Raw genomic sequence first — 23,018 nt, forward strand, 5'->3', positions numbered from 1 at the left:
GGCATTAATCGACGAGTTTTGATTAATGTCATATTAAAATATTGCGATTACGTTATGTTGGAGATAGTCTATCGAGACGAATATCTTATTGCTATTAACAAACCCGCCGGGCTTCTGGTTCATCGCTCACCAATTGCCATGGACGCTGAGCAATTTGCGGTGCAAGAGCTTCGAAATCAAATAGATCAACACGTATTTCCTGCTCATCGATTGGACAGAAAAACTTCTGGCGTACTGCTGTTTAGCCTGGACGAACAAACTCATAAAATCACCCAACCATTATTTGCTGAAAAAGTAATCACTAAAAAATACCTGGCGATCGTAAGAGGCTATATAGATGATCAGGGAACGATAGATTACCCACTTCATCGGGATGATGGCAAACTACAGGATGCAGTAAGTCATTATCAATGCGTGCAACGCTGTGAACTCCCAGTACCTTTTGGGAAACATGCCACTTCCAGATACTCACTCGTTGAGGTAACTCCGGAAACAGGGCGAATGCATCAGATTCGTAAACATATGGCACATATTTTTCATCCGATCATTGCTGATAGACCACATGGCTGTAACAAACAAAATCGTTTGTTCATGGAGAAATGGAATATGACGCAAATGATGCTTCATGCCAAGTCACTGGAATTCACCCACCCAGTCTCTAAAGAAGAAATAAAAATAGAAGCAGATCTACCTTCGGAATTTCTACGAATGATGAAATTGATGCATTTTAGTAGTTGAATTAATCAATCTAGACCATAATGAAATCTCTACTAATCTTCCTTTTTGGCTTTTTATGCCTCTCAGAATTAGCATTTTCACAATTTGACGCCAACTATAGCAAGAAACCAATAGATCAGGCCAATAATGAACCTGTACCGATATATTTAAATTTTAGTGGAGGATTTGACAATCATGCCGGTCTTTTGGGGATTGGCTTTTCCGTGCCAATATATGATTTACTGGGAATAAGAGCTGGTATAGGAATTGGTGCATGGGGTCTAAAATACAATGCTGGCTTGAGACTATCTGATTTAAGTAGAAATGGCTGGGGCTTTGGATTGGGATATTCTTATTGTCCAGGCATAGATGAACTAAACCTAACCTTGACCGATGATTCCGGAGATACTAGATTCGTCGATCTAGCCTTACTACCATGTGGCTCGCTGAATTTGTCAGCAAATTATCACTGGGTTCTGAGTGATCAAAATGTATTTTACCTGGAAACTGGATACGCCATAAAAAGCTCAAATTCGAACATCTACAGAGTAAACAACAATAATTCCTTAACCGCTGAAGAGGAAGGTTTTCTGGAATTTATTCGACCTGGAGGGATCATCATCGCCCTCGGCTTTCAAGTGGCACTATAAAAAAATGAACACTATGTGTACGCTTGCGATCAATCATGCAGCCCAACATTCACTTAAGACACTGAATAACAATTAATTACAAAAAATGGTCAGTTATTTGCACGCACTAAAACATGCGTACTCTTATTGTCATACTACTTTGGTGCATATTATTTACTCTGTCGGCACCTATAGCTATCGGTCTATTTTTTATACTGGCAATTTTCTGGTTGATCCTACTCCCATTTAGAATAGTCGGCTTTACTTTAAAAGCCGTTTTTCAGATCGTCTGGGGGATAATAACTCTTCCATTTAGAGTAATTAAGGGCTAACAGCTTTCAATAAATGTGCGACTCATTTCAACCAAATCAAACTATGTCGCAAACCACCTACAATCATGTCGTTTTTACACTTGAGAGTTTCAGTTAAGAGTTTTTAGCTTTGTTATAGATAATTAATCAAACGACAATGAGCAACAAAACGACACTCCACATCGAAGCAGAAATAGCCGTACCAGTAGAAAAAGCCTGGGAAATATGGACAACCCCAGAACATATTACCAAATGGAATCAGGCATCACCAGACTGGCATTGTCCATCTGCCACCAATGATCTTCAGGTTGGAGGAAAGTTTTCTTCCACCATGGCAGCCAAAGACGGAAGCTTTAGTTTCGAGTTTGGAGGAGTGTATGATACTGTAAACACCAATGAATTAATCGAATATACACTGGATGACGGCAGAACTGTTAGCGTGACTTTTGAAGCCACAGACAAAGGTGTTCTTATCAAATCAGATTTCGAGCCAGAGGACAGCAACTCCCATGATATGCAGCAAGGTGGATGGCAAGCTATCCTCAACTCATACAAGGCATACGCAGAATCTATAGCTTAGGAGTTGTTCGATACACCACTTTTCTGGCATTGGCCTTTTTAAGCTCTTCCTGCACATCATCTACCAAGCCCATCTTCACATATTCATCGGCTTTGATCACAATGATCATTTGATCTTTAAGGTTTTCAGGAAGAGTTTCTTTTTGCTCCATCACCCACTGAGTAAGTTGTTCCTTTTTAATTACTCGATTATCTACCGAGATCACCTCCTGATCCCCAACTTCTCTATTGATTGGCTTTCCTATAATTATTTCACGAATAAGCTCCTTCCGATTGACCTTAGTCATAGCTTCAGCCTTCGGAGTGGTCAATTTCACCTGATCATTCATTGGTTTTATGGTAGCACTTACCATAAAAAAGAACAATAATAAGAATACAATATCTGGAAGTGATGCTGTTGATATTTCAGCTTTTGCACGTGTCTTTTTACGTATCATGATCTTTGGGATTTAAAGTGTTTTTTCTGGTTGAGCAATAGAGATGTTCATTGGGATTCCATCCTTTCCTCGGCTGATGAGATCGCGTTCCGTCGGCTTGTCCAAATCTAATGCCCGATAATCTTCAGATGACATACCCACACGTGCTCCGTAGATTTCATAGTAAGCTTCTTTGACTTCATCCAGTACCGCGATGAAATACTTATAGTCTGTACCTCTACTAGTTTTGATGGAGATAGTAGCTTTATCTGGAGAAACAGATAGAGCCGGGTCAATACTATTGTTCATCACAAATGCTTTCACCTCTTCTCTCAGGCCAGTCAAATTGTCTCTTCTCTGATCTTCAATCAAATACTGATTACTTGAATTGACAAGAATCTTATACAGATTGCGATCATGAATCTCGGCGATCTCCTGATCCTCTGGTTCTGGTGGTAATTTTAGTGACACTCCTTTTTCCTGAAGAATGGTGGTAGACACCAGAAAAAAGATCAACAAAAGGAAAGCAATATCTGCCATAGATCCTGTGTTGATTTCCTGAACTTCTCGTTTTTTAAGTTTCATAGCCTTGCTTTTATCCTTACAATCCAGCATTTCATAGAAGTCACATCTGCCTTGTAAAATTTATTGTGACTATCGGTCGTTCTTGGATTGTAAGAGTGTAAGATGAATCATCGTCTGGACCAACATATCGAAGAGGAGCGGATTTGGATAGAGCAATCCAAAACGGACGTCAAGGGCTTTGAACCATTGTACAATAAATACTATGACCTGATATTCCGATTCTTACTGCGACGAACGGATGATGACATGCTGGCAGCAGATTTATGCAGCCAGACTTTTTACAAGGCACTTTCGAACATCAAAAAGTATGAATGGCGAGGAAAGTCTATTGCGCCGTGGTTTTATCAAATAGCATCCAATGAACTCAGAAAACATTTCAGAGACAAAAAACCTGTTTATGTGATCGAAGAAGATGTCATTGAAAGCTCTGATGAACTAGGCAACAGATGGTCCAAACTATTGGAAGCTAATAAACTTACTGAGGTTTTGGACCGTTTAAATGAACAAGAGATACAGTTAATTGAACTTAAATATTTTGAAGAGTTAACTTTTGATGAGATTGCGCTCATCATGGATATGAAGCTAAGTGCAGTAAAAATGAAACTGTACCGACTATTAAGTAAAATGAGAACAAACCTGGAGGAGTATGTCGAGATATGATTACCGTACGAGGAGAAAGCTCTTCAACAGGCATGGCTCCAATCCGCATAAAAACTTTGGAGCTTTTGAAAAGGAGTTTATTCACAAGCGCAGAGTGCAGAGAACTAGCCGCTTTTTGCTGGTATTATTAATCCTTGTGGCTTTAATTGGATTAGCTGTGTTCACAGCCAATGCAGAAAACATTCAGAAATCTCCTACTCCACTAAAAGGCGAAATTGAAATTACAAGTACCAATTCCAGATTGTAAATATTTCAAAAAAAGCCTTCACACACTGTGCGAAGGCTTTCCAATTATCACCTAAACATACTAATATCATTTCTGTCAGAGATCAATTAAGATCCTCTTTCAAAGCTTACAATAGAACTACGTAAGGTGTTTATCAATTGGATTTATTTTAATTAATTAATTGTGTAAAGAAGACCAAACTTCACTCCTACCCAATTCATATCAGTTCCTTCACTAAAGATATGCGTGTAATCAAACGATGTATCTAGAAACCAATTATTGGACAAGTCAAGAGCTAGTCCTACTCGCGGTGATAGACCTCCATAATTCTCCGTATTTGAATCCAATGATGAAGTCATAAAATAAGAACCACCACCAAGTTCACCATATAGATCTACCATTTCTCCAAGATCATTGTGCAGTCCCAAAGTCAACAAGACAGGTACAACCGTCAAGTTCTCATCACTCATTCCTTCTGATTTATAGCTCATGGATCTAAGTCCAGATTCGATACCCATGTCAAAACGCTGGCCGAAGTAGTAGTCCAATGACCCATCAAATCCCCATCCAGAGTTTAGCATATCTTTATTATCACCAAGTGGGTGTGATGTGGATGCGTTAAGCCCCAAATTGATTTTACCATTTTGTGCACTAGCATTGAATGCAACAATTGAAAGAATAAAGGTTGTTGTAAGTATTACGAGTTTTTTCATCTGTTTAAATTTTTGTTTGATCAGTAGTATGCCAATACTATTCCAACCCTCAAAAACCTCCCTCTTTGGCTAAAAACAAAGAATGACTTTTCCAATTAGAGAATATTTTTACCAAATCAGCAATTGTCTAATTTTCAATATTGGAAAAATGATAGCTTCGGGAAGTAGTTTTATCGAAACTCGCTTAGACAAATTCATTTTTATATCTAGCTTTTCCCAAGAAAGGAGCTACTATACCATCAAACCTTATTCGTATGCCCACAATCTTGATCCATTCTATTATTTGCGAACATCCCCAGGAAACCGATATGGATGAAATCTACATCATCTATAAAGGCAAGAAGGTATGGCCAAAGGATCAAAAATTCATGAAAATTGATGTGGATGACACTCTGCCCATCGGGATGAGAATGAAAGTCAATGGCAAAGGATGGTTAAAACTAGAGTTGTGGGAATACGACTTGACAAGCAAAAATGATCACCTTGGCACTTTTCACTTGAAGATCGATGACTCGACTGGACATTTCTCTGAAATGCTCAGCACACCAGACCCAAGAAGTCCTATCAGTTATTTCCTAAACTGGGAACTGGCACAAGAAGCATAATAATCAGTAAATTTCAGGAACGCTACCTGAAATTACATGAAAAAGATTGCCTCCCTCTGTACAATTTGTATTGTCTCGCTAACAACCTATGCCCAACAACCAGTTGAGTATCCGTCTTTAGGACTATCATTCGAAATTCCTAATGGATGGATAGGTCAGGAATATGGTGATGGCTATCTCATTGCACACCAAACAATTCCTGGATTTGTGATCATTTCCACTCATGAAGCGAATGATCTGGCTACATTAACTAATGAAGCTAAAATAGGATTAGCAGATGAAAATGGCACCAATTTGACAGCAACCTCTAGTCCAACTTCCTACAAAACGAATGGAGTTGCTTGTGATTACGCCGGCACCATGGAGTGGACTCCTGCAAAAGCGTATGCCATCGGTCTACTATCTCCCAACTCAGGAGGCATAGTCATTCTGGGTGCCTCCACAGAAGAACTATTTAGTGAAACACATGTACGTGTAGTAAAAGAAATTGCCAACTCAGTAAAGTTCACCAAGATCATCAAGCCTAAACCAGCCGATCAATGGAATGACATGTTTCAAAATGTAAGACTCACTTACATGAGCTCATATTCCAGTAATACTTCTGGTGGTGGCGGGTACAGTCAAAAAACAACGATTGACCTGTGTAGTGAAGGCTACTTCAACTATAAAGATGATGATATCAACTCATTTGGCCAATATGCCGGTGCATATAGTCAACAACGTGGAGGAGGAACATGGACACTGGAGCCGGGAAGGTCAGCAGATACTCCTGTTCTAAAACTAACATTTTATAATGGCAAGATTTACAGTTATGATTTAAGCATGAGTGAAGGGAAACTTCTTCTTAATGGATATCGCTATTTCCGAACGTATGCCAATGATGCAACCGAAGAATTTAGACCTTTATGCAATTAGCTTTCCAACTACTGGCACCATCTTTGGTTCTAGTGTAAGAAACATTTAAATCATAACTCATGAGATTACTATCATTAAGCATACTATTCGGTTTTATTGCATTGGCTTCCAGCGCACAAACTCCGCTGAGTACCCAAGGAACAATAAGTGTACAAGGAAATGCTTCCATAGCTGTGAAACCAACCACAACGACCATCAACCTGGGAATACAGTCCAATAGCTACAATTATCCAGATGCTGTTAAAGACATGATTGAGCGTGTGGAACAACTTTCAAAAGAGCTGAAGAAATTAGGTTTCGAAGAAAAAGACATTGTAACCTCAAACTTCAACATCGAGCCAACCAGAGTATATGTTAAGAATATATGGAAAGACACAGGTTTCGTGGCTAGACAAAACATAGTGGTTTCATTCTCTCAAGATAAAAAGAAGCTTCTTGAGGTATTAAATACTGCCACTAAGAGCAACTCTAAACCTTCGATTAATCTTTCGTTTGGATTGGATGCTGACAAAAAAGAGACGTTACAAAACGAATTGGTCAAATTGGCGGTAAAAGATGCAAAAGCCAAAGCAGACATCATAGCTACAGCATCCGGATATAAAATAAGTGGTATCAAAGAGATTCATTACGGAACTGTCAACCAGGGACCTAGCCCGATGTATGAAGCACGTGCAATGAATACTATGATGAAATCAGCCGACGTAGAAATATCAAACTTTGAAGCCTCAGACCTGAGATACAATGAATCTATTTCTATTGTATACTTTATAGAGCAGTAAAAAGAAAACGGAGAGTTGCGCCAACAAACTCTCCGTTATTTTTTTAATCGTTTAAAACTTATGAACCAAGTCTTAATCACCAATTACAATATTAATGGGCTTTCCACACCAACAATCTCTGTAAAATACCCGATTTTCCACTCAGTATTTTTACGGATGACTCATAATCGCTTGTAACTTCTCCAGTGCTCTTCGGTTGTTAAGCAATTGGATATTATTGATTACATTCTGTTTTTCCTTGGTCGTAAGATGCCAACTCAAGGAAGCACGCTCTAGTTGTTTCCTTTCAGTTTCTTTAGCTTCAAGTAAATATTGCTCATCAATATTGGTATAGGTATTGTATTCCAGCTCTACAGATTCCATAGGAACTTCCAACCAATCTACCATTCCATCCATCAAAACATCGTTATTGATATCTTGAATATTGCCAAGGTTGTTATAAACACTAGCTATCGGGTACGTTAACTTTTGGACCATAGATGTCCCTGATTTTGGCTCTATTGGGGAGTTTTTCCTAGTATCCCGTACAATCAAAAAAGTAATACCAGAAGTGTTTTGATTGAACCAGTCTCTAAAAACATGAACAAACCTTACTGCATCGCCTATTCCGAAATTGTCTGCAATTCCGGCATCCATAATTTCAATGGAAGGTTCACTAGGAAGATTAACTGTCGGAGTAATGTAAGGAAATGAAGCAGACATTCGCAGCGCTGTAAGAAAGCTCAGACTATCCGCGCCTTGCTCTTTGAACAGCTCCTTAAAACCGACACCTCGTATTTTACCCTCTCCATATTGATCTTTCCATTCCTTCACATTCATGAAACTCATCCCCATCGTTGACAAGTACAGACTTCTACCATCGTTGGAAATTACTGGAGACATCAACATCATTGGAACCTGTGCATTTCTTTCTGGTTCTTCATAATCAACCAAACGCTTGCCTAACACTCCTCCGAGGTTTTTATTCAAATTTTCTTCGAACACATATCCCCGATCTTTCACATACCTCTGACCTGCATAACTATATCTACGTACTCTAAAGAAGGCGTCATTGACCAATAAAGAGAAAATAACAGCATTTAAGTTATCCTGACCTATGCGGCGTAATTGTTCACTCTTTGATGGCACCTGGTTGCCTAAAGATTGTTGGTAAATAAGCTCTCTGTAATAGGCAGCACCAATCATACCACCCGATGCACCAGAGATCATAGTCACCCTATCCATCAGGTCGCCTCCTACCACACTATCGGCTTTTTGCAAAGCGTTCACCGTCCAAAGTGCTGCTCTTTGACCACCACCACTCACACAAAGAAAGACAGCATTTGGCAGAGAATCCGATTGTTTCGCTTTCCATTTCTCTAGTGTACCAATCATGGCTAAACTATCTCTGGTATAGCTCACATGGTCATTTAAGGATTTAAGTTTATCCAATGTATAACTCACCTGATCAGCATTGTAAGTCAATCCTCGAGCGTGGAATTCACCTTGAATCACATCCCATTTCACCAGCATGTTAACCACAAGAAACATCCCAAAAACGAACGCCACACCCCAGCCTCTCAGCCAGTATGAGAAAGCTCCAACCAACATCACCACTATGGAAAACATTAGCAAAGAGCTAGCCGCTGCTGGAATCTGGAAATAAGGATTATCCATAAATGTCCCCAAAAACAAAATCAGGACAATTACCGCTATTTCAATAATCACCGAGTTGAAGTGATTCTGATCAAATACTTTTAAAACTGCTGACTTATCATAAAAATCCTGCAGGTTTTTACACGATCGAACACGTAGTTTGGTATCTATATAAGAATGTACTTCGTATCTTTTTTGACGAGTTTCCTGCAACTTATTCATCATGCGTTCTCTGCTGAGTTTAGCCTTTCGCAAACGCTTGTCTACACTACCCGCCAGAAACTTGAATATATCCTTGTTGGTGAATTTGAAGTAAACATAAAAGATGGCCAACATGCTGGTGATACCGAGAAGTAATCCCAGGATATTGAGAATGACATTGTACCAGGAGGAGAACTCATTATCAAACTGAAATCGTATGATGAGCAGAACATAAACCACCAGTGCTATCAACGGCAAAATACTATTATTGATAGAAAACTTGGTGAATGGCCTCTCCAAAACACCCACGAATGTAAACCGATGGCTATCGAGTATGTAGCAAGTGATGTGATAAGCCATGGTAAAATTGCCAAAAGCAAGTCCTACCAGAAAGAAGCTCCAGAAATTCACCTTGTTGACATACTCTGGATCCAGGTACAAATAGTGTACACCATAGATCCTTCCGATACCTCCGCTGATGGTAACCACAAAAAGAATCCATAACAAGACTAAAGGCAGGTTTCTCCTGGTATGATGAAAAACCAACTGGATTGGGAATGAATAAATAATTGAATCTATAATTTTACGCATGGGGCACGGCACTTCTTATGCCGATTAAAAGTTATACAAATTCAAACTAATACATGAGCTCAGCAGACGAAACCCAATATTTTTTAAGTCAGGACGGCCTAAGAATCTATTACAGACATTGGGAAGTGGAATCTCCTCATAAGATCTGTTGCATTGTTCATGGACATGGAGAGCACAGCAATCGATATGAACATATTGCTAAAGCACTTAACAGTGCTGGTATAACTGTGTTTGTCATGGATCTTAGAGGACATGGGCTTTCTTATGGAAAAAAGGGTCATGCCAAATCCTATGATCTGTTAATGAGTGATATTGAAGAGTTACTCAAAACTGCTCGAGCTGAATACACAGATCTTCCAATGTACCTAATGGGACACAGCATGGGAGGCAATCTGGTTGCCAATTATGTAATCCGAATGAATACTAATGAACTTTCAGGGTTTATCCTTTCCTCTCCATGGTTTAAGCTAGCCTTTGATCCTCCAGCATGGAAAATCAAATTGGGCAAATTCTTTAGCAAAGTCTATCCTGCAATTACTCAACCAAGCGGGTTGGATGTTAACAGTATCAGCAGAGACCCGGAAGAAGTACAAGCTTACATCAATGACCCTATGGTACATGATCAGGTGTCAGCAGGACTTCATGCGATGATCACGGAAGCAGGTGATTATGCATTGAACAATACTGAAAAGGTAAAATTAAAAGGCTTAATTTATCACGGAACTGGCGATCAGATAATTGACTGGAAAGCCACTGAGCAGTTTGCTGAACAAATTGCGGGAAGCTCGTTCACTGCTCTTGAAGGTGTTTATCATGAACCACACAACGACCTGACTAAAGATCAGGTCATTGAAATGGTCAAACAATTTATTTTAGAAAATTAGGCCGAAGCCAAAATCGATTTAGAACGCACTTCTTTCAGGCGCTCATATTCTTGCTCTTCCTTTCCAAGGAAATAAATTTCCTCGGCATTACTATCATAGTGTGATAGCGAAATGTGGAAGTAAAATGAGTTCAATTTATTAATTAAACCTCCGTGTACATTGGGCTTGTTTGGTAAGAATCCACTTACTCCTGTAAGCATATAATCCTTAGTCGTTCTATCCTGAATTAACATCAGTGTCCCCTCTTCCTGCTCTGACAGCATCGCTCTAAAGGAATACTCTTTTTTATTAAGCTTAAAGCTCACCTTCACTAGAATATTGTTTAGAGGGATGATCTGTATCTCCGTGTTAATAATGCTCCTAGAACCATTGTAAACAATGTTTCCAATGTAAGTAGAAGCAATATTTGATGTAATATTAATCTCCATATTAGACAATAGCTTGAGACAAATATAGATGGTATGCATGCCTACAACTATATCAAATGATGTGAACAGGACTTATAGGAGAGTGAAAGAGAGTAGCTCCGATGAATTTATGAAATAGGAAGACTAATGGTAAATTTAGTACCCTTACCTTCCTCACTTTTCACTTTAATTTCACCTTTATGCTCTTCAATGATTCGGTAGGAAATAGCAAGTCCCAGCCCTGTGCCTTCACCCACGTCTTTGGTGGTAAAGAAAGGATCAAAGATCTTGTTTAAATTATCTTTTGATATACCTCCACCAGAATCCTTGAAGGTGATTACAATCCGATCGGACTTCACCTTGGAACTTACTTCGATTGTGCCTGTTCCCTTGATAGCCTGAACCGCATTATTAAGCATATTCAGGAATACCTGACTTAGTTGCTGCGCATTGCAATTAATAGCAGGCAAGTCCGTCAAATTCACTTTTAGATCAATTCTATCTTTTAAGTGATGCTTGATCAGATTAATCGTGGTTTTTAGCGAATCATTGATATCGCACAGCTGCATTCTGGATGTTTCCGGCAGACTGAATGAGTTCAAATCACTCATGAGTGTCTTCACCCGCGATGCACCTTCATCTACTCCATCAAGCAAAGAATTCAGCTCATCAAAAAGCATGTTTATATCAATCTCTGGAACTTCCTTGGTTTCGGAACCTTCTTTCAATGAGTCCAAATATTCCTTAAGTTCCCTCAAATCTCTTCGAATAGGACTCACATTGCCTGCCACGTAGTTGATAGGATTGTTGATCTCATGCGCAAGACCGGCTGTAAGTTGGCCCAGGGAAGCCATCTTTTCTGATTCAACGAGTCTCATCTGAGCGGACTGAAGCCTGTTTAAAGTATTCTTCAGTTCCTGATTAGCCTCCAGCAATTTTAACTCCGTCTCCTTGAGGCTATTGATATCAAAATGAACGCCGAGCACATACTCATCATCAAAGACCTTCATCTTTCTTTTACTCATGAAGAGCCATTTGCCCTTACCTTCATTGAATTTGTGAAAAGACTCCTGCTCTACTATTTCATCATACTTGATTACTTCACGATCCTCCTCCTCAAAACGAAGTGCCTCCTTCTTGTCATAGTGTGTTTCCAGAACACTTTTACCAACTATTTCACCAGTGCTTTTACCGAAAGTATCGGCCATAGCTTTATTCACAAGAATGTATCGGCCTTTTTTATCTCTCACGAAGATGAGATTGGGCAGGTTATCGATAATCTCTTGAAAGAAAACGGTTTGACGTTTTAGCTGCTTGGTTCGGTCCTTTACAAGCTCCTCCAGTTGGTCTTTATAATTCTCCAACTCCTGTTCAGCACGCACTCGCTCGGTAACATCAAAAATGCTACTGGTCAAACCAATTACTTTCTCGTTTTCGTCTTTCACAGGATTGAACACCTGCGAAAAGTATTTGTTGCGCCATAGACTGGTCACCTGGAAGTTCTCTCCCTCCAATGCCTTTTCATAATTATTGATAGCTCTCTCTGCCCAATCCTGAGGCAGCATATTTAAGATGCTTTTACCAATTTCTACTTCAGAATTAAAAACCTCCTTCATCTCACGCTGATGCAATGAATTGAAGCCTGTGTAGCAAAAGTTTCTATCCAAAGAATAGATACTTACATGTCCGGGGTATTCTATAAAAGAATTGAGTCTTGCTGAATAATCTCCCAATTTCTCTTCTGCTTCACGATTGTCCAGATCGCTTTTCAGTAAAATATTAGAAAGATATCTCGCTACAATAATTGTAAATGGTATGGATAAGATTATCAAAGCAATCAGGACTGTCTTGAAAGCATCATCGGTCATTTTAAACCAACCATGCTCTGAACCAATTGCCCATATTAAAAAAAACACGAGTAGTATGGTGAGCTTACCGCCCATCAACCATACTACTCGTGTTATCTTCATTTCGGTATTCATAAATCTGGCTGAAAAGTAGATAGAAATTAGAAATACCTAAAATAAAATTGACTCAACAAGCATTAATAAAGCTCATCGTAGTATTGTGCGGCCATCCGATGGCTTCCAAACTCAGGTAAGACATCTTTCATACTTGCGAAAGCTATATCCAACCATTTGTCATTCTTATCATAATAAAGTGGCACCACCTTATCTTCTAATATCTTATACAGATTCTCATAATCTACCTGATCATGCTTATCTAACGGCAAAGAAGTATCTGCAGGCGGTAAAACAAAACAGTTTTTACCGTCTTTGGCAAACTCTGGAATCCAACCGTCATCTGTAGAAACATTCACAGAACCATTCATAGCTGCGGTCATTCCACTGGTACCTGATGCCTCTCGAGTGATTCTAGGATTGTTCAACCAAATATCAGATCCTTCTTTAAGCAATCTGGATAGCTCCAACTCATAGCCAGTTAACACTGCTACATTTTTATGACTTAAACTGAAGTTATGGAGTCTGTTAAAAACATCTATCGCCTCAAAGTCTCGTGGATAAGGCTTACCAGCCCAAATCACCTGAACCTGGTGCTTATCATTTTCCAATATTTTCTCGAAGCGCTCAATTTGACTCAACAATAGATCAGCCCTTTTATAGCCCGCAAATCGTCTAGCCCAAACGATAGTCAACACACTTGGGTCGAAGATTTTTCCAGTCTGATCAGCAACCACTTTGAATAATTGTGACTTCAGTTCATACTTGCGTTTGACAAAGGCTTTCTTGTTTCCCTTTTCCATGGCGGCAGCTAAAGTCTTGTCTTGCCAGTAAGATTGATTCTGAGCATTGGTAATTGGGATGATCTTACTTATGCCTTTGTAATCCTTCCACATGCCTTTAGATACCTTGGCATGAAGTTTAGAAACGGCATTAGCTTTTTTGGCATGTCTCAATGCTGCTACTGTGTAGCTCAACATTCCATGATCCGTTTCTTCTTTGATCTCTTTGAGAGTGAGGTTTCTAGAGAAGAACGCCATTTTATTGAGCAACTCTCCTTCTCGTTCCTCGTTACCTGCTTTCTCCGGAGTATGAGTGGTGAACACAAAGTTCTCTTTCTTGTAACCTTTGTCTTTCAAATAATAGAACGCTGGCAATCCATGTCCTTCATTGAGGTGAATGATATCTGAGCCTCCTAGAGCTTCTACTACTTTGGCTCCACCAACTCCCAACACGATACTTTGACCAATTCGAGTCAACTCATTGGCATCATACAATCTATCCGTAATCGTTCTGGACAAATGATCGTTTTCCGGCAGGTCCGTAGATAAAAAGTACATAGGAACGGTTCCAAAGATTTCTGGTTTCAATACAAATGCACGCACTTGCACATTCGGATTATCAACCACTCTCACAGAAACCTGTATGCCTGTATCTTCTAAAAAAGAATAATGCTTTTGAACAAAATGTGGTGCTAATGTGCCATCTTGGTTTCTTCCCTGGTCATAGTACCCATATTTCCATAGCATACCAATCCCAATCATATTTTGCTTAAGCTCGTAAGCACTCCGCATATGTGACCCGGCTAGAAAGCCTAATCCGCCCGAGTACGTTTTCAAGGCTTGATCGATAGCAAACTCCATACTGAAATACGCTACTTTCTTGCTGTATTTCTTATCAGTCTTATATGGATGATACCATTTTGAATACTGCGTCATGTCTCTAATAATTGATGGAAAAGATCTAAAATAAAACTTTCCAGCAAGGATTACACAAGCGCAAACATGATTTTATAACACCCTGAAAATGAAAACGTTTTCAGTGCAAAAAATTAATATTGACTAGCTCCCAACGTGAAAAAGAGCATCACCACGATTAACCACAGGGTTGTTGTTAATAGCAATTATATATCCATCAAGTGGAGATTTAATTTGGACTTCATAGGTTCCATAAGGATCACAAACTCGTCCAAGAACTTCCTTCTTCTCTATAGAAGATCCATTGCGCTGAAAACCATAGTGAAGTCCCGCAGATTTGGCTCTGATCCATGACGATTTCATGATCACGATCGACTCCTTGTCTTTTGCAGGAGCATCCGAACGCATTTTCAAGTGCTTCATCACACGTAGCATGCCTTCAATTCCTTCATCGATAGCATTCTTTCGCAAACGTAAAGATTCACCTCCTTCATAAACCAGGATTCGCTTGTCCAGTTTAAATGCTTCTTTGCGCAAAGACCTGTCTCTAAAAGGAGAATTCAAGATGAACTTGGTATTAAAAGCCTTTGCCAATTCAAGATTCATCGGATCATCTACTTTCACACGAATCTGTGGAGTGTTATTGATTCTGGCACCACCTGTATGAAAATCTATTCCATAATCGATGTGTGGAATGATTTCCTCCATCAAAAAGTGGGCTACCTGACTTGCTAATGAACCAGTTTTTGTGCCCGGGAAAGAACGGTTGATATCTTTTCCATCCGGAACATCCCGTGAGAAGTTGATAAATCCGTAAATGTTCATGATTGGAATACAAATCACAGCTCCAGCTTCTACTTTATAGAGCTTTTCTCGAATGATTCGACGGACAATTTCCACTCCATTGATCTCATCACCATGCATCCCTGCAAGAAGCAACAATGTGGGTCCATCCTTTTTACTTCTGTGAACAAATACTGGAATATCTATGGAAGTGCCTGAAGGTAAACGAGCAATATTGACATCAATTTTCTTCGACTCTCCTTTTTTTATCTCCTCTCCTGCAATTTTAAACATGGCCTTTCTTCGCTAATCAATGAATAAACGCAGCAATTAACATATAGAAACCCACATTTTCAGAGTTCAGAAAAAAAATCTGAAAAATTTTCATTCCTGACCGCAAGATTCTTTCGTGGCTGGTATCTAAAGGTTAGAATCAAAAATTTAAATAGTTATGAAAAAGATCATGATAATGATGGCATTGGTACTAGTAGGAACAATGACTTTCGCACAAAGAGGACCTAGAGAAGGTGGACAAAGAGGAGATAACAGACCGAATAGAGATGATCGAAAAGAAATGATTGCAGAGCGTCTGGACCTGAGCGATGAGCAACAACAGCAAATTGAGGACTTAAGAATTTCACATTTAAAGACAACCTCAGAGACCAAGAGTCAATTGGATATTAAAAAAGCAGAATTGGAAGCTGCTATTAAAGGAGAGAAACCAGTTGATAAATTGATTGGTGAAATAGGTAAATTGGAAAACCAACTTTTGGATGCAAGAGTTAAACATCGAATCGCAGTGAGAAACACTTTGAATGACGAACAAAAATTGAAATTTGATCAATTAAAGGGTGGACATCATGGACCAAAAGGCGGCCATGGCTATAGAGGCAAATAAGAATTAGCAATTGAATACAATTCAGGAAATCATCTCGGAATTTAAGGACAAGGTATTCAGTACCTCTCTCAGCATGGTGAAGGACTACCAGGATGCTGAAGATATTAGTCAGGAGGTATTTATGGATATCTATCAGAACCTGAAAAAATTTCGAGGTGATTCTTCTCTTAGTACCTGGATTTACAAATTGACAATCAATAAATGCTTACAGCATATCCGATCAAAAAACACCCTGAAAAGGAAATCAGAAACAGTCTCTATAAAAGAGCAAATACTGGAAGTTCCCAGTTTTGATCACCCGGGTGTAACGCTGGAAAACAAAGAATTGGCCAACACTTTGATGAAAGCCATTGATTTACTTCCGGAACAACAACGAGTAGCGTTTACTTTGCATAAAATTGAGCGAATGTCTCATGAAGAAATTGGCGCTATTCTCGATAAATCAAAGTCTTCTGTAGAATCATTGATTCACAGAGCCAAACAGAACTTAAGAACCAACTTAAAAGCCTTTTATGAAGGATAAGCAAGACATCATCGAAAGAACACTGAGTTCTCTGGACGATATCCATCCGATAGTCGCTCCATTGGGATTTGAGAAACGATTCATGGAAAACATTGAAGCTCAGAATCACTGGACACGCTATATCCGATTAGCTGTAGCTGCCATGGCCATATTTGCATTGGCCAATGTTTTCACCATGTTTCAACTATCAGATGACTCCAATCAGGACACCTACCTCGACGAAGCTTATTTTGCAGACAGCACCATTCTAAACTTTACTGATGATGAACAATAAGACACAAAAATGGCTAATTGGTTTAGTCATAGCGCTAGCAGTTATCAACGTTTCGCTATTGGTTTTCGTTTGGAGAGGACATGCCAAGTTACGTGAACAGATGCCATCAAGACGTGAAAGGATCGAACGACCTGAACTTACCGGGCGATCAATCATACGAGACCTTGAAATGAATAAAGATCAGCGAGATCAGTTCAGATCATTTTTTGAAATGCACCGAAACCGAATGGACTCGATGGGCATGATGCTACGTGAAGCAAAAAACAATGTCAATAGAGCCATTATAGAAAATGACTCTGCAGCATTAAAGACGGCCAATGAGGAACTGTTCCAAATCCAGCGAGCAGCAGAACTAGAAACTCAACAACTAACCAGAAGTCTTACTAGGATCGCTACAGATGAACAAAAACGTCGATTCCTCCAATCAATGGAAAATGTGCTAATTCATCAGCCGAATAGGAGAACTGGAAGAAAGGGACAGTAAAGACTCTTCCATTAGCTGATGAACGTTTTTCTGATCAATAATTTGCTGACTTACCTCTAACTCAATACCAAGATACTCTTCGTTTCGAAATTGTGTTCTTAAATAAGTAGTGAACCCATCATCCGTACCTTTATAAGGTTGATTATTACGCACATCCAGCGTGGAGTTTCCTTTTAAATATGAAAGCCAGTCTTCACAAAAATGACTTTCAAAAGTTCGTTGCGGATCAAAAAGCAATCCAATTTCGACTTCACGTTTTTCACCAAAATAATTCGGAGTAAACGAATGCACCGATATGTGGATCACTTGAAAACCCAATGCAATTTGCTCCTTTATTTTATCCTCTACTTTCTGACGATATGGAGTGTAATAAGTATCCAATAGATACATTCGTTCTTCTCCAGTCAAGTCACGAGAAAACCTGGAAAACAAGTGGTGATGCCATGGGCTACGGTTGACTTCTATTAGCAAACGTGTAAACTCATAAACCAATAAGTCACAGTTCAATGCAGAAGATATATTCTGTGCTAAATTCAATGCTCCTGGATCCCAGCCTTCGTGAGACTCAAGGACTCTTTCGGCATCCAGAAAAAGGTCCTGATAAACATGAGGTACCTGATTACTTGCATGCTCGCAAGTAATCAGAAAAACAAATTTATTCAACTAAGTAAAGCTGATCGCTTGCTAAGGATTTTGCTATATGTGTGTAGATCCGTTGTAGGTTTTCTTTAGAGTAATTACCATCCAACGCTCTAATAATCCTTTCTGCAAGTGTCCCCTGGGAGAGCATTTGATTGAGGACAGGTGTCCATTCCTGAAGCGACTTGCGATCAGCAAGTTTCTCCAATATGTATTGCCAAAAGGCTCTTCCAGAAATAGGAGAATCGATTTCCCATGCCCTTAAATAGTCTTGATCTGTCAGCTCATACTGACCTGCATGCTTTGCTGTACCCATTAGTACATCATGAAGAAATTCTGTTTCGAACGACTGCTGAACCTGAAACGAAACCCACTGTTCTTTCACCAGGGATTTCACCAACTCGGTAATCAATGCCACAATGGCTAAATCAGCAACTGGTGCCTCCTGAATATCTACTATTCTAATCTCAATAGCACCACGATCAAAACGAGCCATGGCACCACGTGAGTTCAACCAAACAGGTTTCAGGATATCGTCAGTGTCGAATGGCTTGATTGCAGCTGCAATCTTGTCATAGACATTCTTCTGATATCCATGCCTGGTAAATAAACGCTCCGGCACCACTTTACCTGTCAAGATCGGAATCTTAGATTGGTTCTTTTCATAGTAGTACAAGCGCTTATCAAAGTAACCTGTAAACTTCCCATCCAACACGGGGCTTGAAGCCGTCAATGCTGGAATCATTGGCATCATGAATCGGATAGCCGTGTGCAACTTTGAAAACTCCTCGTCATCATAAAATGGCAAGTTGATATGGGTACTCTGCAGATTACTCCAGCCATGACCTTTGCATCCAAAAATACGATCATAAGCATGATAAATTTCCTGACTCTCGTGCTCCCAAAGCTTTGTTTCTTTAGATGGGTTCATCCAAGGGTGTGCTGCAGTAGATAGCAACATCGCATTTTCTTTTGCCAAGACATCATTAACGGCAGAAATATCCTGCTGCAACTTACTTCTCAAAGCAACCAAATCAGCGGTTGGACCATTGGATTTCATTTCCAGCACGTGACTAACCAGCTCATTGCTCCAGGCAGTCATCCCATGCTCCATCTCCCCTTCTATTTCGCCATCAGCATTGGTCAAAGGAACCTCAGCTATTGGACGAATGTCCAAAGTATCTTTATCTACAATCATGTATTCGAGCTCTACTCCGTAGGCTTCGAATAAGTGTAAGCGCTTGCTCATCACAAAAGGCGATTCATAAATTCCTGCATGATGGACGTGTAAAGGTTTTGTTTGATCACCTGATCTTCCACTCCTTCATCCAGGTTGGGGTTGTCGTTTATTTCAATAATGTAAAATTTCTTACCTCGCTGCTTGATATCCACACCGTACAGACCGTTTCCGATCAATGAAGTGGCTTTCACAGCCAGGTCCAACAAAGCTTTTGGAGCATCCTCCACTGCTATGGTGTCAGCGTCCCCCTCCTCAGGTGAACCAGCACCTTTCCAGTTAACTATCTGCCAGTGGTCTTTGGCCATGTAGTACCTACACACGTAGAGCGGTTTCTTGTTCAGCACACCAACTCGCCAATCAAAGTCTGTAGGAATAAATTCCTGAGCAATCACGAGTTCAGAAGTCTGGAAGAAGTCTTTCAACACCTTCATTAGTTCCTCCTCATTCTTGGCCTTTTTCACTCCTTTGGAAAAGGATCCATCAGGCTGCTTCAAAATGATTGGATACTCAAACCCTTTGGTATTCAACTGAGAAAGTTTGTCCTTCTTGATGATATAATACTTAGGTGTAGGGATCTTATGAGCACTCAATAGCTCACTCAAATACACCTTGTTCGTACATCGCAAAATCGATTCAGGATCATCCATCACCACTAATCCTTCTGAAGCTGCTTTCTTCGCAAACTTGAAGGTATGATGGTTCACATTGGTCGTTTCACGAATGAACAAAGCATCGTACTGAATCAGCTTCGCAAAGTCGTTTTTAGTGATCACATCCACGTTGAATCCAACCTTCTCTCCTGCCTTCACAAAGTTCTGAATGGCTTTCTTATTGGATGGCGGAGTTTGTTCTTCCGGGTTCACCAATATCGCCAAATCAAATTTCTTGCGGCTGTAGCTTTTGTTGAGTCGGTTTTTCCCTTGAAGATACTCTTCCAAAGACTGCTTCATTATTCCTTGAAGACCCTCTGGAAGTTCCTTTAAGTTCAAAGGCTTAAGCTGCGTCAACTGCCACTTGTCTTTCTTCTGAAAAACCGCCTTGAGGATAGGCACTTGATACAGGTTAAACAATAAAGAACCTACTCTTGATAATTTTGGATCCTCCACGTTGCCCAAACAAACAATCAATTCCAGCTTGTCATCACCTTGCTTTTTCAAAGCTTGCTGAATCACATCCTCAAAATCCTCGGCATCTTCTTTGACCAAAGTCGGGAATTTAAAGTCTTGCAATGTGGTAATCTGAGGCATTACTTTATGGCCTCTGGCTTCTGCCAACAAAGACACGTAGTAGCCAATGCTCTGATAAGAATAACTTTTACAGAGGTTAACCAATTTATATTTTCTGGATTTCTGATAGGTTTCATCAGAAAAATAGACTGAAGGTGAAATCACCTCCACATCCGAAGGCAAGTCAGCTTTCTGGCTATCTCCTTCGAGTACAATGAGTTTATTTGCCATGTTTTTTGGGTGTCAACACTAACAAGTTAGCGTCGTAGGTTACAATACCCAATAGTATAGAGTTAATTAATCGTTGTAGAGACACTCGGTAATGCTGCTTTTCGCTAATTGGGTTTTTCTCCAATGGATCAGCGATATGCGCTACTTTGTTGGTCACATCATATCCATGCACTACCACAAAATGTCCGGTTGGTTCTCCCTGAATGTCATGATAGGTATTGGTCTCACCAATTTCCCGAGCACAGTTATACAAGTAGGTCGCACTCAATCCGGTCAATATTGGTTTATGATCGTTTAATAAGCTGCGAATCAACTTGGTATTAAGCTCTTCGAATTTGACTTGACCACCTAATGACAAGAATTTCAAGTAGGAATTGGCCGCAACCTGAAACTTTCGAGCAGTTTTATGTTTTTTCTGCTCAGTAAGCTTCGCTGCCAAATCAACATCTCCCTGAAACCAGGTTGGGTCGAACATGTGAAGGTTGTAGGTAAAGATCGTAGCGTCATATCCCCTGGCCAAAGCATGGTTGCCCAGCATCACGGCCAAAGTACCGCCACCCTTCAAAGTTTTTACTTCTGAAATGACCTGATCCAACGACATGTTGTCGTCGTAATATTGGTAAACTGCCTGAAGGCAGGTAGGCCCACATGTCTCGTCGTTGGGCTGTGCGTGGATGTCCAAACTTAACGTTTTCGCGTCCAAATCGTGGTTTTTAATCAATTACAAAACCGTGTATTAAATCGTGAACAAGTTTACGTATTCGTTGGAAATTGGATGCTATATTTTCGATGGTTGGTGAAAATATTTTCAGATTGATGGGGTGAGTTTAAGGTCGCTTTGATTTTGGTTCACATACACACTAATTAATGGTTATTATTCAATAGAACTGTAAATGATAACAAGAGAAGGCATAGTTGAGGGCATTCATAATATCATAAAGAAGCAATTAGGAGAAAATGGATTTATGTTTGATAAAGAAAACAAGCATAATAAATTCATTAAAAGATATGCCTGGGGAATCGACTATATATTTCTTCCGAATATTCGATTTCACCCTGAGCATATACTATTTAGCCTCACTGTTCATAGACGAATAGATTTTGTTGAGCAAATTTGGCAAGAATGGAGCAATCTATTGAATATAAATATTGAAGACCCAAATGATATAACAACACTATATGTAACAGAAAAAAATGCCTATCCTGAAATAATCAACGAAAAGTATTTTGATGGTTTCGGCTCTCTAATATTTGATATATCAGATGAAGGATTAGAAGTAATCGAAACAGTAATCGATAATATTTTCAACCAAAAGATTGCTTATAAGCTTAATGAATTAAGAGACTTACGCTATATCGATAAGTTGATTAACAGCGACTTAGATCCACCTCAAAATATAAATAAAGTTCTCTATGTAGATGGTGGGCTCATGTTTAAAAGAATGATTTTCGCAAAACTTACTGGTAATGAGATTTTCAATAGTATTTGCGATTTATATAAATCTAGATTTGATAAAATCATCGATATAGCAAAAACTCCGGGCAAAGAATATTACTATAATTATCCAATTGTTTTTGAAAAAGTTCTTGAAAGACTCAAAGACATTAAGAAGCTAAACAACACAATTCTATCAGATAAAACGATTCAGTAATCCCTATCCACTCTATATGCACTCTGCAACTACTAGGAACATAGTCACCTTTCTATCAATTTGATTTTTTTATTCAAAGAGCATATTTAAGGTTCGTTTGGACATGAACCTGGGCTAAAAGGCCATAAAACATGCTTCAAACATCCATGTTTATGCCATCAAAAACGTCCAAGAGGCAGAAAACTCCGTGTTTATGCCTTCCGAAGACCTCCGAGAGCCCCAAACATCCAGTTTTCTCCATATCTAGACTTGCGGGAAGCCCAAACATGCGTGTTTTGACCTCTTTTAACCGTTCGGAGACCCCAAACATGCGCGTTTGGGCCTATTTCAGCTTTCGGGAGCTTCAAACATGTAGGTTTGAAACAAAAAAAGGGAGGCCTTCTGCCTCCCTTTGTCTCCGAAGACTACTTCAGAGCCGCCCTAGTGATCTTTCGGACCCATCCTAAAATAAGTTGACAGATTATTACTTAATACTAGATGTAGTTTACAATGATACTACAAAGTCCTATTTGCACTTTACAGAGATTACTTTAATCCTGATTGAAGTATACAGGCTT

General features: G+C 39.5%; 27 protein-coding genes. 14 read left to right on the forward strand and 13 right to left on the reverse strand.

Going from position 1 to position 23,018, the window contains the following annotated elements:
* Nucleotides 1-54: 54 nt before the first annotated feature.
* The 3 genes from NXS00_RS20730 to NXS00_RS20740 all read left to right on the forward strand — a co-directional run bounded on the left by NXS00_RS20730 (nt 55) and on the right by NXS00_RS20740 (nt 2,237).
* Nucleotides 55-738, forward strand: a complete 684-nt coding sequence (locus tag NXS00_RS20730) for a pseudouridine synthase (protein ID WP_258101186.1) — start codon at nt 55-57, stop codon at nt 736-738.
* A 20-nt stretch (nt 739-758) separates the two neighbouring features.
* The gene (locus tag NXS00_RS20735; RefSeq protein ID WP_258101187.1) at nt 759-1,367 is read left to right on the forward strand and encodes a hypothetical protein; all 609 of its coding nucleotides are present in this window, start codon (nt 759-761) and stop codon (nt 1,365-1,367) included.
* 447 nt (nt 1,368-1,814) lie between these two features.
* Nucleotides 1,815-2,237 (forward strand): SRPBCC domain-containing protein, encoded by a 423-nt coding sequence (locus NXS00_RS20740; RefSeq protein ID WP_258101188.1) that lies wholly within the window; start codon nt 1,815-1,817, stop codon nt 2,235-2,237.
* On the opposite strand, the gene NXS00_RS20745 is transcribed toward NXS00_RS20740, so the two are convergent.
* On the reverse strand, nt 2,227-2,673 hold the full coding sequence (locus tag NXS00_RS20745; RefSeq protein ID WP_258101189.1) for an ExbD/TolR family protein: 447 nt from the start codon (nt 2,671-2,673) through the stop codon (nt 2,227-2,229). The genes NXS00_RS20740 and NXS00_RS20745 overlap by 11 nt on opposite strands.
* A gap of 12 nt (nt 2,674-2,685) precedes the next feature.
* Entirely contained in the window at nt 2,686-3,237 is a 552-nt protein-coding gene (locus NXS00_RS20750; RefSeq protein ID WP_258101190.1) for an ExbD/TolR family protein, read from the reverse strand.
* 102 nt (nt 3,238-3,339) lie between these two features.
* Between NXS00_RS20750 and NXS00_RS20755 the strand changes: the two genes are divergently transcribed.
* Complete coding sequence (locus NXS00_RS20755; RefSeq protein WP_258101191.1) at nt 3,340-3,897, forward strand: RNA polymerase sigma factor; 558 nt, start codon at nt 3,340-3,342, stop codon at nt 3,895-3,897.
* Nucleotides 3,884-4,144, forward strand: coding sequence for a hypothetical protein (locus NXS00_RS20760; RefSeq protein WP_258101192.1), 261 nt, complete (start codon nt 3,884-3,886; stop codon nt 4,142-4,144). Before NXS00_RS20755 ends, NXS00_RS20760 begins: the two co-directional genes overlap by 14 nt.
* A gap of 152 nt (nt 4,145-4,296) precedes the next feature.
* Here the strand turns inward: NXS00_RS20760 and NXS00_RS20765 are convergent, their stop codons facing one another.
* Complete coding sequence (locus NXS00_RS20765; RefSeq protein WP_258101193.1) at nt 4,297-4,836, reverse strand: outer membrane beta-barrel protein; 540 nt, start codon at nt 4,834-4,836, stop codon at nt 4,297-4,299.
* A 254-nt stretch (nt 4,837-5,090) separates the two neighbouring features.
* On the opposite strand from NXS00_RS20765, the gene NXS00_RS20770 reads away from it, so the two are divergent.
* From NXS00_RS20770 to NXS00_RS20780, 3 genes are read left to right on the forward strand one after another with little or no spacing between them, the layout of a single operon-like run.
* Nucleotides 5,091-5,441, forward strand: a complete 351-nt coding sequence (locus NXS00_RS20770; protein WP_258101194.1) for a hypothetical protein — start codon at nt 5,091-5,093, stop codon at nt 5,439-5,441.
* Between the two features lie 36 nt (nt 5,442-5,477).
* Nucleotides 5,478-6,356 (forward strand): hypothetical protein, encoded by an 879-nt coding sequence (locus NXS00_RS20775; RefSeq protein ID WP_258101195.1) that lies wholly within the window; start codon nt 5,478-5,480, stop codon nt 6,354-6,356.
* A gap of 59 nt (nt 6,357-6,415) precedes the next feature.
* On the forward strand, nt 6,416-7,135 hold the full coding sequence (locus NXS00_RS20780; RefSeq protein ID WP_258101196.1) for an SIMPL domain-containing protein: 720 nt from the start codon (nt 6,416-6,418) through the stop codon (nt 7,133-7,135).
* Nucleotides 7,136-7,285: 150 nt separating this feature from the next.
* Here the strand turns inward: NXS00_RS20780 and NXS00_RS20785 are convergent, their stop codons facing one another.
* Nucleotides 7,286-9,562: a patatin-like phospholipase family protein gene (locus tag NXS00_RS20785; protein ID WP_258101197.1), complete on the reverse strand. Its 2,277-nt coding sequence runs from the start codon at nt 9,560-9,562 to the stop codon at nt 7,286-7,288.
* Nucleotides 9,563-9,615: 53 nt separating this feature from the next.
* On the opposite strand from NXS00_RS20785, the gene NXS00_RS20790 reads away from it, so the two are divergent.
* Complete coding sequence (locus NXS00_RS20790; protein ID WP_258101198.1) at nt 9,616-10,446, forward strand: alpha/beta hydrolase; 831 nt, start codon at nt 9,616-9,618, stop codon at nt 10,444-10,446.
* On the opposite strand, the gene NXS00_RS20795 is transcribed toward NXS00_RS20790, so the two are convergent.
* The 4 genes from NXS00_RS20795 to NXS00_RS20810 form a co-directional block, all read right to left on the reverse strand.
* Nucleotides 10,443-10,874, reverse strand: coding sequence for a hypothetical protein (locus tag NXS00_RS20795; RefSeq protein ID WP_258101199.1), 432 nt, complete (start codon nt 10,872-10,874; stop codon nt 10,443-10,445). The genes NXS00_RS20790 and NXS00_RS20795 overlap by 4 nt on opposite strands.
* 107 nt (nt 10,875-10,981) lie before the next feature.
* Nucleotides 10,982-12,823 (reverse strand): PAS domain-containing sensor histidine kinase, encoded by a 1,842-nt coding sequence (locus NXS00_RS20800; protein ID WP_258101200.1) that lies wholly within the window; start codon nt 12,821-12,823, stop codon nt 10,982-10,984.
* 74 nt (nt 12,824-12,897) lie between these two features.
* Nucleotides 12,898-14,532 carry an alpha-glucan family phosphorylase gene (gene glgP, locus NXS00_RS20805; RefSeq protein WP_258101201.1) on the reverse strand — a complete coding sequence of 545 codons (1,635 nt, stop codon included), beginning with the start codon at nt 14,530-14,532 and terminating at the stop codon, nt 12,898-12,900.
* A 123-nt stretch (nt 14,533-14,655) separates the two neighbouring features.
* Nucleotides 14,656-15,588: a succinylglutamate desuccinylase/aspartoacylase family protein gene (locus NXS00_RS20810; RefSeq protein ID WP_258101202.1), complete on the reverse strand. Its 933-nt coding sequence runs from the start codon at nt 15,586-15,588 to the stop codon at nt 14,656-14,658.
* Nucleotides 15,589-15,745: 157 nt separating this feature from the next.
* Between NXS00_RS20810 and NXS00_RS20815 the strand changes: the two genes are divergently transcribed.
* Genes NXS00_RS20815 through NXS00_RS20830 form a run of 4 tightly spaced genes read left to right on the forward strand, consistent with a single transcriptional unit; the run spans nt 15,746 to nt 17,473 of the window.
* Nucleotides 15,746-16,192, forward strand: a complete 447-nt coding sequence (locus NXS00_RS20815; protein WP_258101203.1) for a Spy/CpxP family protein refolding chaperone — start codon at nt 15,746-15,748, stop codon at nt 16,190-16,192.
* 10 nt (nt 16,193-16,202) lie between these two features.
* Nucleotides 16,203-16,715: an RNA polymerase sigma factor gene (locus NXS00_RS20820; protein WP_258101204.1), complete on the forward strand. Its 513-nt coding sequence runs from the start codon at nt 16,203-16,205 to the stop codon at nt 16,713-16,715.
* Complete coding sequence (locus NXS00_RS20825) at nt 16,705-16,989, forward strand: hypothetical protein (RefSeq protein WP_258101205.1); 285 nt, start codon at nt 16,705-16,707, stop codon at nt 16,987-16,989. Before NXS00_RS20820 ends, NXS00_RS20825 begins: the two co-directional genes overlap by 11 nt.
* Entirely contained in the window at nt 16,976-17,473 is a 498-nt protein-coding gene (locus NXS00_RS20830) for a hypothetical protein (RefSeq protein WP_258101206.1), read from the forward strand. Before NXS00_RS20825 ends, NXS00_RS20830 begins: the two co-directional genes overlap by 14 nt.
* Here NXS00_RS20830 and NXS00_RS20835 read toward each other — a convergent pair.
* The 4 genes from NXS00_RS20835 to NXS00_RS20850 are packed head-to-tail and all read right to left on the reverse strand — an operon-like array spanning nt 17,429 to nt 21,512.
* The gene (locus NXS00_RS20835; RefSeq protein WP_258101207.1) at nt 17,429-18,136 is read right to left on the reverse strand and encodes an N-formylglutamate amidohydrolase; all 708 of its coding nucleotides are present in this window, start codon (nt 18,134-18,136) and stop codon (nt 17,429-17,431) included. The genes NXS00_RS20830 and NXS00_RS20835 overlap by 45 nt on opposite strands.
* Nucleotides 18,129-19,361, reverse strand: coding sequence for a carboxylate-amine ligase (locus tag NXS00_RS20840; protein ID WP_258101208.1), 1,233 nt, complete (start codon nt 19,359-19,361; stop codon nt 18,129-18,131). The genes NXS00_RS20835 and NXS00_RS20840 overlap by 8 nt, the downstream gene beginning before the upstream one ends.
* The gene (locus NXS00_RS20845) at nt 19,361-20,809 is read right to left on the reverse strand and encodes a RimK family ATP-grasp domain-containing protein (RefSeq protein WP_258101209.1); all 1,449 of its coding nucleotides are present in this window, start codon (nt 20,807-20,809) and stop codon (nt 19,361-19,363) included. The genes NXS00_RS20840 and NXS00_RS20845 overlap by 1 nt, the downstream gene beginning before the upstream one ends.
* A complete protein-coding gene (locus NXS00_RS20850) occupies nt 20,799-21,512 on the reverse strand; it encodes a C39 family peptidase (RefSeq protein WP_258101210.1) in 714 nt (237 codons plus the stop codon). Before NXS00_RS20850 ends, NXS00_RS20845 begins: the two co-directional genes overlap by 11 nt.
* Before the next feature lie 190 nt (nt 21,513-21,702).
* Here NXS00_RS20850 and NXS00_RS20855 point away from each other — a divergent pair, with 190 nt between their 5' ends.
* Nucleotides 21,703-22,461: a hypothetical protein gene (locus NXS00_RS20855; RefSeq protein WP_258101211.1), complete on the forward strand. Its 759-nt coding sequence runs from the start codon at nt 21,703-21,705 to the stop codon at nt 22,459-22,461.
* Nucleotides 22,462-22,652: 191 nt separating this feature from the next.
* On the opposite strand, the gene NXS00_RS20860 is transcribed toward NXS00_RS20855, so the two are convergent.
* The gene (locus tag NXS00_RS20860; RefSeq protein ID WP_258101212.1) at nt 22,653-22,808 is read right to left on the reverse strand and encodes a hypothetical protein; all 156 of its coding nucleotides are present in this window, start codon (nt 22,806-22,808) and stop codon (nt 22,653-22,655) included.
* Between the last annotated feature and the right edge of the window lie 210 nt (nt 22,809-23,018).

The sequence above is a fragment of the Marinoscillum pacificum genome (assembly GCF_024714495.1).
GTDB classification, from domain to species: domain Bacteria; phylum Bacteroidota; class Bacteroidia; order Cytophagales; family Cyclobacteriaceae; genus Marinoscillum; species Marinoscillum pacificum.

What these genes read in the sequence shown, in the direction of transcription:
- NXS00_RS20740 (WP_258101188.1), top strand. Translation starts at nt 1,815, where the DNA reads ATGAGCAACAAAACGACACTCCACATCGAAGCAGAAATAGCCGTACCA.
- NXS00_RS20830 (WP_258101206.1), top strand. Translation starts at nt 16,976, where the DNA reads ATGATGAACAATAAGACACAAAAATGGCTAATTGGTTTAGTCATAGCG.
- NXS00_RS20755 (WP_258101191.1), top strand. Translation starts at nt 3,340, where the DNA reads ATGAATCATCGTCTGGACCAACATATCGAAGAGGAGCGGATTTGGATA.
- NXS00_RS20745 (WP_258101189.1), bottom strand. Translation starts at nt 2,673, where the DNA reads ATGATACGTAAAAAGACACGTGCAAAAGCTGAAATATCAACAGCATCA.
- NXS00_RS20765 (WP_258101193.1), bottom strand. Translation starts at nt 4,836, where the DNA reads ATGAAAAAACTCGTAATACTTACAACAACCTTTATTCTTTCAATTGTT.
- NXS00_RS20750 (WP_258101190.1), bottom strand. Translation starts at nt 3,237, where the DNA reads ATGAAACTTAAAAAACGAGAAGTTCAGGAAATCAACACAGGATCTATG.
- NXS00_RS20785 (WP_258101197.1), bottom strand. Translation starts at nt 9,562, where the DNA reads ATGCGTAAAATTATAGATTCAATTATTTATTCATTCCCAATCCAGTTG.
- NXS00_RS20735 (WP_258101187.1), top strand. Translation starts at nt 759, where the DNA reads ATGAAATCTCTACTAATCTTCCTTTTTGGCTTTTTATGCCTCTCAGAA.
- NXS00_RS20815 (WP_258101203.1), top strand. Translation starts at nt 15,746, where the DNA reads ATGAAAAAGATCATGATAATGATGGCATTGGTACTAGTAGGAACAATG.
- NXS00_RS20730 (WP_258101186.1), top strand. Translation starts at nt 55, where the DNA reads ATGTTGGAGATAGTCTATCGAGACGAATATCTTATTGCTATTAACAAA.
- NXS00_RS20845 (WP_258101209.1), bottom strand. Translation starts at nt 20,809, where the DNA reads ATGGCAAATAAACTCATTGTACTCGAAGGAGATAGCCAGAAAGCTGAC.
- NXS00_RS20840 (WP_258101208.1), bottom strand. Translation starts at nt 19,361, where the DNA reads ATGAGCAAGCGCTTACACTTATTCGAAGCCTACGGAGTAGAGCTCGAA.
- NXS00_RS20775 (WP_258101195.1), top strand. Translation starts at nt 5,478, where the DNA reads ATGAAAAAGATTGCCTCCCTCTGTACAATTTGTATTGTCTCGCTAACA.
- NXS00_RS20780 (WP_258101196.1), top strand. Translation starts at nt 6,416, where the DNA reads ATGAGATTACTATCATTAAGCATACTATTCGGTTTTATTGCATTGGCT.
- NXS00_RS20825 (WP_258101205.1), top strand. Translation starts at nt 16,705, where the DNA reads ATGAAGGATAAGCAAGACATCATCGAAAGAACACTGAGTTCTCTGGAC.
- glgP (WP_258101201.1), bottom strand. Translation starts at nt 14,532, where the DNA reads ATGACGCAGTATTCAAAATGGTATCATCCATATAAGACTGATAAGAAA.
- NXS00_RS20760 (WP_258101192.1), top strand. Translation starts at nt 3,884, where the DNA reads ATGTCGAGATATGATTACCGTACGAGGAGAAAGCTCTTCAACAGGCAT.
- NXS00_RS20790 (WP_258101198.1), top strand. Translation starts at nt 9,616, where the DNA reads ATGAGCTCAGCAGACGAAACCCAATATTTTTTAAGTCAGGACGGCCTA.
- NXS00_RS20795 (WP_258101199.1), bottom strand. Translation starts at nt 10,874, where the DNA reads ATGGAGATTAATATTACATCAAATATTGCTTCTACTTACATTGGAAAC.
- NXS00_RS20800 (WP_258101200.1), bottom strand. Translation starts at nt 12,823, where the DNA reads ATGAAGATAACACGAGTAGTATGGTTGATGGGCGGTAAGCTCACCATA.
- NXS00_RS20855 (WP_258101211.1), top strand. Translation starts at nt 21,703, where the DNA reads ATGATAACAAGAGAAGGCATAGTTGAGGGCATTCATAATATCATAAAG.
- NXS00_RS20770 (WP_258101194.1), top strand. Translation starts at nt 5,091, where the DNA reads ATGCCCACAATCTTGATCCATTCTATTATTTGCGAACATCCCCAGGAA.
- NXS00_RS20810 (WP_258101202.1), bottom strand. Translation starts at nt 15,588, where the DNA reads ATGTTTAAAATTGCAGGAGAGGAGATAAAAAAAGGAGAGTCGAAGAAA.